We start from the raw sequence: 14671 nt of genomic DNA on the forward strand, positions 1-14671 counted from the left end.
GATACCGCGATACCGATCGCGGTGATCGCCGCTGCTTCTGGACTTTGGAAGGGAAAAGGGAATCCTATGGCCAAGCAAGTTCAATGCCTTGACGGACCAGCTCGCGCTGAAAATCAGCCAATAGCTCAGGCTTGCCTATTACCGCTCTTGGCTGAACGCAACGGTCCAGACAGTAGGAGACGAGCAGGCCGGCGGATTCTCCGATATTCCATTCCACGGGGTGCAGCCGATAGCAGCCGTTGGTGATATGGGTCGTACCGATATTTTTGCTGGCTGGAATCAGGTTGTTCATCCGGATCGGGATGAGGCAGCCCAGTGGAATCTGGAACGGCAGGCTCCCCGTATCGATATAAGGCCGATTGCCGGTGCTCGGATGCAAGTCGATATGATAGTAACCGATCCCTACGGAATCCGGATATGCGAGCGCTCTTCCGTCCGGTCTCGTGTCCGGGCTCAAGTGCTGCTCCACCACGGTCGTCTCTGCCCGGATTCGACGCGACTCCCGAATATGGGGAGCCATGGCAAGACCGTCCTCCGTGCCGACCGCATCCCTGCGCAGCCGCAACCCCGCATAACCGGTCCCTCCGTCAGGGCGCGGCGCTTCCGTCTGCATCCAATACAGCAAGGACAAGCTTAGCTGCTTGGCCTGATCGAGATGCCGCAACCGTTCCTCTTCCGGCACATCGATGACCGAGCCCAGCCAATAGTCGTTCTGAGGCCAATTGACCACGGTCATATCGCTGCGAAACGTTCCGGGCTCAAACAAGCTGTGGTCGATAATCCGACGATACACCCAGAGCGGGAACAGGTCGTTCCTCGGGAACAATGTATACTCTCGGGGTTCCATCGTACTCGGCTTGACGGCGATCCAGCTCAGCATGCGATCCGGCCAGAAATCCGCTTGATACGATCTCCAAAAATCGTAGTCCCGCGGCTTCTCAATCGTATGGTCCTCTCCCTCGAGATAGTCCATGACAAAGCAGTAAGTAAACGCCTGCATGTCGCCAGGCAGCGGAGGACCGTCGACGGCGTGGGGCTCGCCCGTGTCATGAACGGACTCGGCGCCCGTGACATATTCCGTTCCCGTCAACGGAAGAATATCGCCGCAATCCGTGGCATCCAGATAATACGGCGCGACTAACACGATCCTCTCGCCGGTCGACTGATGGCGAACGGTCACAGCCTTCACGTCGTCCCGTTCTACACTGGCACTCTCCGCTCTATATCCATACAGGATGATCAGCTTGCCGCTATGGATATAAGGACTTAGCATTTCATGAAGGACCGCCAAGGCCGCCCTCGGTTCATGACTGATGCGGCTGACGATCGCACTGCCTGGATTCAGCAACGGCTTTAGTTTGGCATTCGAGGTCAAAGGGAACAACGTGCGGTAATAGCGGCGGACGCCTTCCCTGAATTGCCTGTAGCTTCGGGTACATCCGTGCGTCTCAATCCAATGATGTTCATCCGGGGGAACAGCCTGGCTGGTCAACTGGCCGCCGATCCAGGCGGTTTCTTCCGTCATGACGACGGTTTTGCCGGTTCTGCAAGCCGCCAAGGCAGCGGCACAGCCGCCGGTCCCTCCCCCCAGAACAACCAAATCTGCGTTATATTCCGTTTGTAAGTTATAGGTCATGATCTTTTCTCCCGTCAGGCGTCACGGTTAGAGTAAAGGAGCGGGTAGTCGAATCAACCGAATCGCTGACCGTGAGCGTAATACGGGTACTGCTTCCAGGGCGACCGGGTTCTGTCGTGATCCGAACTTTACGCTCCGCTTCATTCCCGGTAATTACAAGGCTGGATTGTGATACCACCGTTGCATCGCTAGAGCTGGCGGTAACGGTTAATCCGCTCAGCGGTGAATCGACATCTCCAATGGTAAAGGGGACTTCTATGGTGCGTTTTCCCGGCGCTACCGTTTGATCGGCAATCTGACTTATGGTGGGGGCATCGTTCACGGCAAGAACATGGACCATGAACGAGGTGCTGGCACTGTAAGTGCCGTCGGTAACCGTCAGTTGGATGGAGCTGCTGCCAAACTGATTGGCCGCCGGCACAAGTCGAATCGTTCGGTTCGACCCCGTACCGCCCAATCGGATGTTGGCTCCTGGGATCAGCGCTTCATTGGATGAAACGGCGGTTACGGTCAAGGAACCGTCTGGCGTATCATAGTCCTCGACAGTAAACGGAATAAGCCCCGAACTGGTGTCTTCGTCCAATGTAAGATCGGATATGGAGCTGAGGCTCGGTTCACTCCCATACACTTCAACTTCAAGGGCTGGACCGGTCACCTTTATTCCTCCGGACCGGACTACCGCTCGGATGGATGCGGTGCCTTTCCCCACCGCCGTTACCCCATCTCCTGCAATCGTGAGCACACTTGGATCGCTCGATACGTAAGTCACCGTAGTAGCATCCGGATCCGTCTGTGAGCGGTCCACGAGCGTATATGCGCTCGACACTCGAGTGGTCTTACCCGGGGTTAGCCGGGAATGGTCTACTGACGGCTTGCTTACGTCGATAGCAATCGGCAGCTTAAGCAGCTTGGTATTATCCGTATAGTAAATATCTCCGTTGTCCGCCATAGTCATCAAGTTGACGGTTTTACCCGGCAGAAGATCTTTGGCAGCCAAGGTAACCGGATCGATGGCGAACAGCTTTCTCCCGATTGTAGTGTAGAGCAGACCGTCGTTCCCCCATCGTATATAATACGGGCGGTATTTGCTCGTACTGTATGGCGATTGCGTGATCTTCTTCGCTTTTACAACCTCAAGCGTAGCCGGATCGAGCGCAAAAATGGAAGCATCATACCCTACCGTCGTGTTTACGAAAGCATCCTGGATGCCCCAAATCAAGCCGTCCGGACCTACGGAAAGCTCGCCAATAATCTTAACTTCACCCGTTACGCCAGGAACCTTCGGAGTAACCGATCGTTCGATTTGGTTCGTATCCGGATTGAAAACAAACACTTTGGCCTCCTTCTCCAGAGGAGCCGGGTTTACGGAGCCGGATCCGCTATAGACCGTTGTGCTTCCGTACACCTTGCCGTCCTTATAATCAAGACCGATGATCGACTGATCCTTCATGAGATTACGGAACGTTTCGCCAGTTACGCCGGTTACGGTGCCGCTGTCGTCCCGTATTTCCTGCATGACCGTCAAAGCTCCCGGAAAGCCACTTGCGGGGAAAGTACCCACGAACAGTTTCTCACCGCCGCTAGCGAAAGCGAAGGGACGATTCTGATCATCGCCAATGTCCCATGCGATACCCGGGTTTCCCCAGCCGTAGTCGTTATATTGGATCGGCTGAGACAAATCCATCCGATACATCTTGGCGCCCGTATAGGTACCGAAGTAGGCAACATCGCCATTGAAGCCAATGCTCTCCGCTTGGTGAAACGTCGGAAAATCATAAACGATCCGGTTGGTGGCAATGTCATAAATGCTCATTCCGCGCTGAAAGCCACTGGCGAACAGCTTCCCGTTGTTATACTCAAGCACATTGATTTGTGCCGCGTTCACATCGAGCTGAGCGAGAACGGTCGAATATTGCCCCTTATTCGGTTCGAACAGGAACGTTTCACCAAACGCCGCCATACTGAACAACACGGATTGTCCGGCATAGGGGCCGGAGACCGGAGTCACCCACTCGGAAAATTTAAAAGCCGAATCCGGCAAAGGCTGTTGGATGGCCGCAATCTTGGTTATCGTATCCGTGGCCATATTGTAGCTGAAAAACTCTTCGCCCATTTTGTAGTACATAAGGTCGGGATTGACCGGCGAAGGGGGCGATATTTTGGATTGATAGGGGATCGTGCGGACATGCTCGTATGTCCCATCCTTCAGGACATACAATTCCGTTCCGCTATTCACGAACACGAGACCGTTGTAAACGGCTACTTCGGTCAAGGTTCCGCCGGTTCGGCCCGTGACCCCCGGTACGGTCAGATCCAGCTTTTCGCCCGTATGGCGATCGATCCGTACGAGACCGGCCTTCGTGCCGGTGCCGACATACAGGTACCGGTCCGTTACCCCCAGGCCGCGGGCAGAGGTTTCTCCCTCTTTGACGACCCCCAAGTCTTTGAAAGTCGAGGTAGCAATGTCATACTCAAACACTTTGCCCATGTTACCCGTGTGGGACGTGCTGCCATAAATTTTCCCATCCGAGCTTGCCTTTACATCCCACATCGTTGTATTCCCGGTAGGATTCGTTCCGAGATTCTCAATGCGCCTTTCCGCTGTCACATAACGATACAATTTGCCGGTAGAAGTGAAATAATAATTGCCGTCAGAGCCCCGGGCGATCCCCCATATAGGGTCTGTTGCACCTGGAACACGCTCCGAAAACTTGGATATGCCGGTTAAGGCATCCACGACGGTGAAGGCGGAAGGAGATGCAACGGATGTGATGTACTGCTCCAGGGTTCCGTCAGGACCGACTCCAATCGCGGCTGCCTGGGAAAGCCCGATCTTAACCGGCTCGCCCAAGTCGATCCCGGCGGATCCGTACGGAGGCTGCAATGTGGAGCTCGCTTCCTTTTTTCGGTCGAATCGCACATCATCGATATAGGAGATCGTACCGGTGCCGGAACCCCCATAGTAAAAGGTGATCTGTGCCTGGTCGGCACCCTTCGGAGCGAAAGCTTCGATCTCCACCGTATTCCAGGATCCGACGGTATTGGCCAGGAAGTTGAAGCTGCCATTCGATAAGTCCGCAGAACTGCCGGATTTCAGGAACCGGACATACACGCGTACGCTTTTCGCCTCCACGTAGACTTGAGCGCGAGCCCGATACGTTTGCTCTTCCGTAATCGGTATCCGGCTGCTGAACACTTCAAGGGAACGTACCGGATCATTGTCTACCATTTTGAGACTGCTCTCGCCGGAAGAAACCCTCTCGGACGAAGCTTCAGCCATCAATGTACTCCCAAATGCAGAAGCTGCTGGCGTCGTTGTCCACCCCGGGATGACTCCCCCCGTCACAGGCTCCTCGAATCCGCTGTTAGGGACGGTTAGTGGGATGTATTCCACATCTCCCGCCGAGGCAGAAGTCGCCAAGGGGACAATAGCCGGCAAGCTCAGCACAATCCCCATGAATAAGGCAAGTACCCTTTTCCGAATGCTCTTCAAAGTTCGTTCTCCTCTCATGTTTGATCGCCCGCTTATCACTAAGCGAATTCTAGGCTATATATTTAGCGTAACCACGATTGAAGGCGCTGTCAATTAGGAATTTATCATATTTAATCACCCAGAATACTTCTACAACGCGCGCATTATTGCACAAAATTTACTTTTCTGTGCTATAATCCATATCATAAAATCCATAATTGTGGAATGAGGTACGACGATGCACCGACCCAATCGTGTTGAATTCAATGCTCGAACTCAGCAGCTCATCGCGTATCTGCGGGGGGAAATAAAGGCAGGCACGCTTCGGGTAGGCGAATATTTGCCCTCCGAGGTGGAGTTGGGCAAAAGGTTCGGTTTAAGCAAGGAATCCGTCAGACGGGCGCTGGATGTTCTTGTGGAGGATGGGCTCATTGTCAAGATACGGCGGGTTGGGAACCGGGTTACTAAATCCGAAATAGACCGAAATGGGGATGAAGATGGAACTGTCGCCTCTCACTTCCCTAATTCGGATGAGTACACAGAGCTGCGCTTGGCCCATTACCCGTCGGTGTCCGACGAGGGAAGGCTGCAACAAGCCATCGCTTCATTCGAGCAGTCCAACCCCGACATTCGTGTGAAATTGATTCCGACTTCCTTTCCGCTGGAATTTGCAGAACACGGCATTGCGGATGTAGTTACTTTATCCGCCTGGGATGCGCTCAAGCTTAAGGAAATGGATGCCTCCGAGACGCTTCTAACCGGCATGCCTGACCAACCGTTTGCGCATCCCCGTTTGACTGCGCCCTTTCAATCGCGTGAAGGCAAACTGGTTGCCTCCCCATTCGTGTATTCGCCTGTGGTGCTCTGTTATAATCGCGATCATTTTGAGGAATGCCAGATCGAGGAACCCCATGAAGCTTGGACTTGGTACACCTTGCTGAAGCATGCCAAGCTGTTGCACAAGCAGCTGCAAGTGCGTGGATTTGTCGCCCATATTCAGTCCGTGAACCGGTGGCCGGTATTCCTGCTGCAAAATGGCTTTCGTTTCAAAGCCGAGGCACCGCAACAAGCGGCCGAAGATCCCGCGCTTTGGGAAAGTCTTCGCATCTCGCGCGATCTTGTTTATCAGCAAGGGGCGCCCATTCTCTGGACGGAGAGCGACTCCGATGTCGAGCGATGGTTCAGGGAAGGTAGAGCATCCATGATTCTCACAACCTTCTATGGCATGAACAGCCTCATGAATACCGATTTGAACTATGGAGTAGCGCCGCTCCCGTCCCTGCGTACGCAGGATACATTGCTTCTCGTGACCGGGTTGGCGATCCATGAGCGTTCCCCCCGCCAACAGGCGGCGCGGCGATTGGTGCAGCATTTGTGCGGGTTGAATGTGCAAACCGATATCCGTCAGAACACGCTGACCCTTCCCGTTCACCCGGAAGCCCTTCAGATGTCAACGGGGTTGGCCGGAAATCGTCCGTATGGGGAAGGAGCCGTTTCGCAGCAGTGGGACAGGGCCAGAATATATTCGGATTTGAATATGAGTGCGGCAGTCCTGCTCGCCATTCGGGAGGAGCTGAAGGCTTACTGGTCCCGAGTAGAGGATGAAGCGGAAGCTAGCGAGCGGCTTGAAATGCTGCTAGGGCTGTAACCGTCGCAGATAGGAAGTGAAATGGCCTCAAGTTCCCTTTGTAAGAGGGAGCTGAGGTCATTTTTTCGCCTACAATGATACCCTTATGTAGCCTACACTACTGGAAATCTGAAAATGCGCAGTATTAATATCCTAGAAATCGCCTAGTAAACGCGTTATAGTTATGATATAGTTTATCAATGCCTTTCGTAACACGGGAAAAAAGAGGAGATGGCTTGTATGAACGACCGGATTCATTTTGACTCGTCGCGCTTGACGCTAGAGGAAAAGGTAGGACAGCTCTTTACCTTCTACAATACGGGAAAGGAGCTTTCGGAGCTTACGGAGAAAATGATTCGGGATTGGAAGGTCGGCGGCATTTTTTTGGACATGGGCAGCCTGGATCACCCTGAGCAGGTGTATCGGCTGACCCGGGCCATGCAGGAGACGGCGCTTCAAACCGGCAGCGGTATCCCGCTGTTCATCTCAGCCGACTTGGTAGCCGGAGCCGGCTGCAAGCTGGCTTCGGGAGGAGCTGTGCATTTTCCTAAGAACAAAGCGATCGGCGCAGCCGGAAGTGCCGATTTGGCGTACGAAACGGGCCGTATCACGGCGACGGAATCGCTCGCCATGGGTGTGAATTTCAACTACAGTCCCGTCGTGGACATCAACAACAATCCGCTCAACCCGGTAATTGGAACGCACTCGTTCGGCGAGGACCGCGATCAAGTCGGCCGGATGGGCCAAGCGGTGATTCGCGGCTACCAGGATCACGGAATCATAGCGACGGCCAAGCATTTCCCGGGACATGGCGATACGAGCGTGGATTCCCACTTCGATCTGCCGGTGCTTCCGTTCGACCGGGAGCGGTTATCCCGGTTCGAGCTGGAGCCTTTCCGCCTCGCTATCGCTGCGGGTGCCGATGCGGTTATGGTCGGGCACATTGCGGTTCCTGCTCTGGACTCCTCGCTGATGCCGGCCTCCCTGTCTCCGAAGATGACGACCGGTCTGCTGCGCGAGGAGCTTGGGTTCCAAGGCTTGATCGTTACCGATGGCTTGTCCATGAAGGGGGTGACGTCCCGCTTCTCGCAAGCGGAGGCTTGCGTGATGGCCATTCAGGCCGGGGCGGACATTTTGCTGGCCTTGGCCCGGACGGCGGAAGAGGCCGGCCCGATGGTGAAGGCGGTCCTGGACGCAGTCCTGTCCGGGGCCATCAGCGAAGCGCGCCTCAGCGAGTCCGTCGATCGAATTCTGCGCATGAAGGCGAAGTACAAGCTGTTACCGCACTCTTTCCACATTCCAACGTATGATCCGGCTGCATTCCATCGGCCTGAGTACGAGGAGGTTAGCCTCCGAGTAGCCCGTGCTGCCGTTACGCCCGTGAACGGTTTTCAGCCGTATCCAGGCAGGGGCGCAGGTACACCGGAACCCGCTTGGACTCTCATCTGCGAGCACCAGCTTGGGACATTCGCCGAGCAGATCCGGTCGGCCGGTGTGATCAAAACCGAGCATACGCTGAAGGGCTATGAAGAGCTTCTCCCTCTTCTAAAAGAGGGGCTCCCGCCGGATCCGGTGCTGGTTGCCATAACGTACAACAAACGGATGCGTTCTGAGGTGCTGCAGGAGTTGAACCGACTGGCAGCCGGGCGTGCCGGCGGGTCCGTCGTTCTCGTTCATTTTGGCTCGCCTTATGACCTGGAGCATCTGCCGAATGTTCCTGCCATCGTTCTGTACGATCGCGCCCCTTCGCTGCAGCAAGCGGCAGCCGAGACATGGCTGGGACTCGGGTCGCATCATTGATAGGAATGGAGGAGCCATAACACATGAGAATTGGAACCGAACGGCGAACGATTGTGATTACGGAACACGATAGCGATCTGCTGAACTTGATGCGCATGGTAGATCCTCGCTTGCGGATCGTCACGCCGGCCGAGGCGCTGACCGTGGACTTCGCCGGGACCGACGCGCTCGTGCTGCTAGGCGGTGCCGGCGCCAATCCGATGCTGCTCGCCCCCCCGCTCCGGCAGCGCGTGGAGGCGGCCTGCCGCGCGGGGACGCGCGTGCTGGCGGAGTACGTGGCGAGCATCGGCCACGTGTACTTCGAGCCGCCTACCACGACCCGCTTCGCGAGGCTTGCCGTCGTGGAAGGCGGCTGGCTGCCGGGCGAGCCGGTCGGCGCCCTGCTCGACGATCAGTGCGGCGAGCGGCTGCGTCCGCACGGCTTCACCTGCTCGCAGGCGCCGCCGCTCGCCGCGTATGTGGTCGCGAACGCGCACGATTGCGTCGCGGCCGGCGGCTTGGACGCCCGCGAGACGCACCGCGAGCGGGCGCTCTGGTTCGAGGACGAGCAGCGCCTGCTCGTCGCGGCGTTCCGGCTCGCGAACTTCGCGCGGGCCCGGTTCGCGCCGCGAGCCCGCGTGGGCAAGCTCGTCGGCTTCCTGCTCGGCTGGATCTACGACGTCTCGCTGGACGAGACGGATTGGCGCGAGCTGGAGACGCTGATTCCCCGCACGTATAGCACGGGGGCGACATGCAACATAGACAGCACCGGGGGCGGATCGGAGGCTGGGGCGCTCGAGCGCGAGGCCTTGCGTTCGGCCGCCGATCGGGCCCTGGGCTGGATGGACCGGGCCGATATCCTGGTGGACGAGGGCCGAGGAGGCGCGCGGGAAGGCTTGGCCACCGAGGTGGAGTACACCGGCCGGCAGCGGCGCAGCGACATTTTGCGCGTGGACTGCATCGGGGAGATCGCCTTCCCCTACTGGCTGCACGGCCGACTGAGCGGGGATGCACGCAGCGATCGGGTCTCGAGGCAGCTGACCGATTATGTGCTCGACCACTATCTCGTGCGGGAGCCCGGTCCGCTGCATGGCATGGTGCGTTGGACGAACGAAGCCTGGGGCGTCTGCTATCAGGACGACGTGGCCCGCGCACTACTGCCGCACCTTTTCCGCTGCCTTTACGAGGGGTCTCGGGAACGGCTGGACGACTGCACGGCCGCGCTGGACTTCCTCGTGCGAACGACCGGTACGGACGGCACGCGGCCGTTCCGGACGGACAACAACAAGCTTACGCCGGACGAGCTGGAGCGGCTTCGTTCCACGCCGGGCGATCTGCCGAGCGCGCATTACAACGGCTACTACTACGCGGCCTTATGCATCGCCTACCGGCTGACCGGCAGGGAAGCCTATCGGGCTACCGCCGCACGAGGGCTGGCGACCATCATGAGCGTCTACCCCGAGACCAAGCGGGAGCAGAGCCAGACCCAAGAGCTGTGCCGGCTCCTCCTGCCGCTCAGCTGGCTGTATGAGATTACAGGCGCTGACGAAGCGCGGGGATGGTTGTATCGCGTAGCCAGGGATCTGCAGGCGTTCGCGCATCCGAGCGGGGCGTACCTCGAGTGGGACGAGGGGTACACCGCCGCGATGCGGCACAAGGCCGGCGAAGGCGAGAGCTCGTTGCTCAGCCGCAATGGCGATCCGGTCGCCGATCTGTTGTACTCCAACAACTGGCTGCCGGTTGGCTGGATGCAGGCTTACTTCGCCACAGGCGACCGCTGGTTCAAGGAGCGGTGGCAGGCGAGCGCACGCTTCCTGCTGACCGCCCAGCTGACAAGCGCCAACCCGCAGCTGGACGGAGGTTGGGCGCGGGCGTTCGATGTGGAGCGCGACGAGGTATTCGGTACGCCGGCGGATGCCGGATGGGGCCCATGGGCGATCGAGTCCGGATGGACCGTCGCCGAGATCGCCGCAGGGCTATATATGGGCCTGCTGGAGGAGGACCTGCTCGCCCAGCATGCGGCCAGTCGCGGGAAGTAGCGGCTGGGTCGTTGCAAATCCCACCGGACCGCGAGCGTTAATAACTAATAAAACCTTCCATAAGGAGCGGTCAAGTTTGCTGCCTATGGAAGGTTTTTATTTGACTTTTTCAAGTGTCCCGATATTTCAATGAACTCTTACCTTAAGTGTGACCGAGCGGTGAATGTAGCTGGTTAGCAAACACCTAACAAGAACCTCAGACTAGGTATAGGCATAGTGTGAATAGAAGTACTTTTGGGGATTTGTGGAGGCGATAGGAGTAAGTCTCTCCAGTCCTTGTGATGCTGTTGATTAATACTAAGATGAAGTCAGTTAGAACGGATCGTGTTCCAATAAGCACTATGTAAAGGGGTGATTTCGAGTGACGTATATTCAACTCCCCCCTCCTCCTCAACACGCTCCCCTGCAACCTACTTCAACCTATATCATTGATTGCATAAATAGCCAAACGTATGTCTGGTTATGGAATGGGGAAACTTTCTGGTACTATCCGACACGAGTTGAGTCTACCGGGGTAGTCTCGGGGTATAGATGGGATGGGCGATTCTGGAGGTTTTATCCGATTGAGCTAAGACTTATTAGGGGGGTTTCATGTCCTCCAGTTCCCACTCTATACTAACTTAAGGGCATAGTTTCCAATTATTCCAACCTGTCGGTTCGATGAGCAGGCTGTCGTTACTAATTCGACAGCCTGCTTGTTATTTGTTTTCCCCTTTATTTTTCGGATCTTTCCATGGACTCTTCCACATTCTTGATTTACAAATTACCCGACATAATCGGCGACTTTACAGTACCATACCATGTGTACAGAACCTGGCCCCCAGTAATTTTGCACAGTCGTATAGGGCGGACCGAATTTATGCAGCCATTTGGCTTGAGCATGTCGGAAACCGCTATCCAGGCAAAAGCTATCGATTCCTCGTTCGGCCAGATGGTTAGCCATCGCTTTAATTAAAGCGGAACCGATTCCCCTTCCCTGATATCCGGGCAACACATATAAGCTGCCCAGTTCACCAACGTACCTCAGCCTGTCACCGGTACATTTGATAATATCATCATTACAAGGCCCGAATGAAATGATGCCGACAATGTTCCCGTCCATGCAGGCGACAAGAAAGCGGACCGCTGCTCTCTCAATAAATAAAGCATCGTGCAGCATACGTCTTTTGCTTTCTAGCTCTTGCCGGATCTCTTCTGTGTGCGCCACCAAACCTTCTTGCTCAAAGGCAGCGGAATGGAATGCCTGAACACCTCGTAAGCTTGATCTATTTCGGAAATCGTTAATTCTCTGATCTCGATCTCGTTGATCATTTCAACTCCCCCTCTTCATCCGAACAGATCTTGAAAATATAAATAGACAGCCTTTCGTTTAGATTGTTACAATATGGAAAACCCAAAGCGGCGGATTGACTGGATCGCAGGCACGGCAGCGTTTTATTTAGGGGGAATAAAATGTCGGTTTATTGGACCTTTGTGGTCAAGTCATTTCAACAGCGCTTCGTCTACCGGATCAACTCGTATATTACGATCCTAAGCGCCTGGCTCGGTTTATTTGTCTTAGTCAGCGCCTGGAGAGCGCTGTATAGCGGCAAAACCGCGGTGAACGGCATTACCTTCGAGGATATGATCAATTTTATCGTCATCAATACGCTTGTTGCATCATTGATTCACTCCAATATGGGACAGAAGATCGGAGAACGGGTGGCGGACGGCTCCATCAGCATTGATTTGATTCGGCCAATCACGTTTAAGGGCTATTACCTGGCGAACCAGTTGGGGGAAAATGCGTTTGCCCTGCTCTTCAGCACAATGCCGGCAACGCTGCTAGCGGTCCTGCTGTGGGGGTTTCATTTTCCTGACAATCCGCTGCGGGTAGCCCTGTTCCTCGTAAGTTTGATGCTCGGGCTGCTGGTGATGAATCAGATTAACTACTTATTCGGCCTGCTTGCCATCTGGCTGAAAACGTCCTGGTTCATTAACGCCATTACGGGAGCCGCCTTCGAGCTGTTTGCCGGTACGTTCGTGCCGCTTTGGTTTTATCCCGAATGGCTGTATACCGTTGCCAAATGTTTGCCGTTTCACCTCGTAACCTTCCAACCGATCTCGATCTTCCTAGGCAGGCTATCGATTCCGCAATCATGGGGTGTTCTTGGACTTCAGCTGCTGTGGCTGGCCGCCTTGTGGGGGCTAGAGCAATGGATGTGGTCCAAGTCTCAGGACGAAATCGACATTCATGGGGGGTGACACCATATGAACCACATGCCGCTGTACTGGCAATTCGTCAAAATCAAACTGAAGGCGATGGCCGATTATCGCAGTTCCTTTCTAATCATCACCTTTTCCAAAACGTTAATGTGGGCCGTTGAAGTGTTCGTTCTATGGATCTTGATCGACCGCTTCAAGACGATAGCGGGCTGGAGCAGCTACGAGGTGTTGCTGCTGTTCGGTCTCAATCTATCCTCCTATGCGCTTGCCGGCTTTTTCTTTTATCATCCGTTTGTTTACCTGCCGCGCCGCATCCAATCCGGAGAGTTCGACGAGATGCTGACCAAACCGATGAATCCGTTTCTTTACTTGCTGAGCCGAGAGTTCAGCACCGGATATTTCAGTAACCTGGGTGTTGCCGTTATCGTTATGGGGCTCGCTTTCGCCAAGCTGGATTTAGGACTCGATTGGATCGATCTGCTCTTTTTAATCGCCGTAATATTGGGCGGAGCGATGATTCAAGCAGCCGCCTTCGTTTTTGCAGCCGTTCCGGCCTTTTGGATTACGCAGAGCAGCAGTCTTTCAAGATTGATGTGGGACTTCAAAGGGTTTATCCGGTATCCGCTTTCGGCCTACAATAGCTTTATCCAAGTGCTGTTGACCCTCATCCTGCCTTTTGCCTTTATCAACTTTTACCCGGCTCAATATTTTTTGGGAAAAGACGATTTCCTGTTGTTCCACCCGTCCTTCCAATATGCAGCTCCTCTCGTCGGTTTGCTGTTATTCCTGCTTGCCTACCGGTTCTGGAGGTTTGGCCTCAAACATTACCGCAGCACCGGGTCCTGATTCGATTCGCAAAGAAAGGAGCAATGTGCGTTGCCTATTATCGAGATGAACGACGTATCCAAACAGTTTAAAGTAGCGAAGCGGACTACCGGCTTCTGGAACACATTGAAATCGCTGGTTCACCGGGAATATGAAACGAAACAGGCTGTCGAGCATATTTCCCTTACCGTTGAGCCTGGGGAGCTGATCGGTTATATTGGGCCGAATGGTGCCGGCAAATCCACCACGATCAAAATGCTCTCGGGTATTCTTACTCCGTCCTCCGGCACTATTCGAGTAGACGGACGGATCCCTTATGAAGATCGCAAATCGAATGCGATGCACATCGGGGTTGTATTCGGTCAGCGCTCCCAGCTGTACTGGGATTTACCCATGCTCGATACGTTCGAGCTGTACCAAAAAATGTTCCACATCCCCTCGGACGTTTTCAAACGAAACGTGGACTTCTACGTGGAGCTCCTCGAAATGGGAGAGTTTCTGTCCCGCCCGGTTCGTCAGCTGAGCTTGGGGCAAAAAATGCGCGCCGAGCTCGCCGTCGCCCTGCTGCATGATCCCAAGATCGTCTATTTGGACGAGCCCACCATCGGACTTGATGTCATCGCCAAGAGCAAGATCCGGACCTTTATACGTGAGGTCAATCGGGATAAAGGGACAACCGTACTGCTGACGACCCACGACATGGACGATATCGAACAGATTTGCGACCGGATCGTGTTGATCGACCGCGGGAGCATTATTTACGACGGCACGTTAGCTAGCTTCAAGGCACAATTCAGCCAAGGTCACCTGCTTTCGGTTGTGCTGTCGGATGATACCCCGATCCGGCTTGGCGATAATCGCTTGCAGCTGGTTAAGGAAGAGGGGCAGCGCAAACAAATTTTGTTCCGGCACGAAGAGATCTCGGTGGGCGACGCGATCTCATGGGTGACCCAGCACTACCGGGTACTCGATTTGCAGTTGAAGGAGCCGAACATTGAGGAAATTATCAAAGAGATTTATGGGGGGACATCGGGTACCTCCTTACGAAAGGCTGAATAATAATCCATACTCAGAAAAAGGCTGGACTC

10 protein-coding genes are annotated in these 14671 nt (G+C 55.0%); 6 read left to right on the forward strand and 4 right to left on the reverse strand.

The genetic code is table 11. The features are described 5' to 3' along the window. Positions 1-64: 64 nt before the first annotated feature. Together ACI5FR_RS00565 and ACI5FR_RS00570 are read right to left on the reverse strand one after the other, a co-directional pair. A complete protein-coding gene (locus tag ACI5FR_RS00565) occupies positions 65-1636 on the reverse strand; it encodes an FAD-dependent oxidoreductase (RefSeq protein ID WP_405448899.1) in 1572 nt (523 codons plus the stop codon). After that, positions 1626-4916, reverse strand: coding sequence for a hypothetical protein (locus ACI5FR_RS00570; RefSeq protein WP_405448901.1), 3291 nt, complete (start codon positions 4914-4916; stop codon positions 1626-1628). The genes ACI5FR_RS00565 and ACI5FR_RS00570 overlap by 11 nt, the downstream gene beginning before the upstream one ends. Positions 4917-5346: 430 nt before the next feature. Between ACI5FR_RS00570 and ACI5FR_RS00575 the strand changes: the two genes are divergently transcribed. The 3 genes from ACI5FR_RS00575 (at position 5347) to ACI5FR_RS00585 (ending at position 10553) form a co-directional block, all read left to right on the forward strand. After that, positions 5347-6756: an extracellular solute-binding protein gene (locus ACI5FR_RS00575; RefSeq protein ID WP_405448903.1), complete on the forward strand. Its 1410-nt coding sequence runs from the start codon at positions 5347-5349 to the stop codon at positions 6754-6756. A 219-nt stretch (positions 6757-6975) separates the two neighbouring features. Continuing rightward, positions 6976-8535: a glycoside hydrolase family 3 protein gene (locus ACI5FR_RS00580; protein ID WP_405448905.1), complete on the forward strand. Its 1560-nt coding sequence runs from the start codon at positions 6976-6978 to the stop codon at positions 8533-8535. Positions 8536-8558: 23 nt separating this feature from the next. Further along, positions 8559-10553, forward strand: coding sequence for a hypothetical protein (locus ACI5FR_RS00585; protein WP_405448908.1), 1995 nt, complete (start codon positions 8559-8561; stop codon positions 10551-10553). Between the two features lie 763 nt (positions 10554-11316). On the opposite strand, the gene ACI5FR_RS00590 is transcribed toward ACI5FR_RS00585, so the two are convergent. Continuing rightward, positions 11317-11712, reverse strand: coding sequence for a GNAT family N-acetyltransferase (locus ACI5FR_RS00590; protein WP_405448911.1), 396 nt, complete (start codon positions 11710-11712; stop codon positions 11317-11319). 14 nt (positions 11713-11726) lie between these two features. Next, positions 11727-11864, reverse strand: a complete 138-nt coding sequence (locus ACI5FR_RS00595) for a hypothetical protein (RefSeq protein WP_405448913.1) — start codon at positions 11862-11864, stop codon at positions 11727-11729. A 141-nt stretch (positions 11865-12005) separates the two neighbouring features. Between ACI5FR_RS00595 and ACI5FR_RS00600 the strand changes: the two genes are divergently transcribed. The 3 genes from ACI5FR_RS00600 to ACI5FR_RS00610 are packed head-to-tail and all read left to right on the forward strand — an operon-like array spanning position 12006 to position 14642. Next, positions 12006-12797 (forward strand): ABC transporter permease, encoded by a 792-nt coding sequence (locus ACI5FR_RS00600; RefSeq protein ID WP_405448916.1) that lies wholly within the window; start codon positions 12006-12008, stop codon positions 12795-12797. A 6-nt stretch (positions 12798-12803) separates the two neighbouring features. Then, positions 12804-13604 (forward strand): ABC transporter permease, encoded by an 801-nt coding sequence (locus ACI5FR_RS00605; RefSeq protein ID WP_405448918.1) that lies wholly within the window; start codon positions 12804-12806, stop codon positions 13602-13604. A gap of 30 nt (positions 13605-13634) precedes the next feature. Beyond that, on the forward strand, positions 13635-14642 hold the full coding sequence (locus ACI5FR_RS00610) for an ABC transporter ATP-binding protein (protein ID WP_405448919.1): 1008 nt from the start codon (positions 13635-13637) through the stop codon (positions 14640-14642). The last annotated feature ends 29 nt before the right edge of the window (positions 14643-14671 follow it).

The organism is Paenibacillus sp. HJGM_3, assembly GCF_045062745.1.
Classification (GTDB): domain Bacteria; phylum Bacillota; class Bacilli; order Paenibacillales; family NBRC-103111; genus Paenibacillus_AA.

Excerpts from the sequence above, each read along its gene's own strand:
- ACI5FR_RS00565 (WP_405448899.1), bottom strand. The coding sequence starts at position 1,636 with ATGACCTATAACTTACAAACGGAATATAACGCAGATTTGGTTGTTCTG.
- ACI5FR_RS00570 (WP_405448901.1), bottom strand. The coding sequence starts at position 4,916 with ATGGCTGAAGCTTCGTCCGAGAGGGTTTCTTCCGGCGAGAGCAGTCTC.
- ACI5FR_RS00575 (WP_405448903.1), top strand. The coding sequence starts at position 5,347 with ATGCACCGACCCAATCGTGTTGAATTCAATGCTCGAACTCAGCAGCTC.
- ACI5FR_RS00580 (WP_405448905.1), top strand. The coding sequence starts at position 6,976 with ATGAACGACCGGATTCATTTTGACTCGTCGCGCTTGACGCTAGAGGAA.
- ACI5FR_RS00585 (WP_405448908.1), top strand. The coding sequence starts at position 8,559 with ATGAGAATTGGAACCGAACGGCGAACGATTGTGATTACGGAACACGAT.
- ACI5FR_RS00590 (WP_405448911.1), bottom strand. The coding sequence starts at position 11,712 with ATGCTGCACGATGCTTTATTTATTGAGAGAGCAGCGGTCCGCTTTCTT.
- ACI5FR_RS00595 (WP_405448913.1), bottom strand. The coding sequence starts at position 11,864 with ATGATCAACGAGATCGAGATCAGAGAATTAACGATTTCCGAAATAGAT.
- ACI5FR_RS00600 (WP_405448916.1), top strand. The coding sequence starts at position 12,006 with ATGTCGGTTTATTGGACCTTTGTGGTCAAGTCATTTCAACAGCGCTTC.
- ACI5FR_RS00605 (WP_405448918.1), top strand. The coding sequence starts at position 12,804 with ATGAACCACATGCCGCTGTACTGGCAATTCGTCAAAATCAAACTGAAG.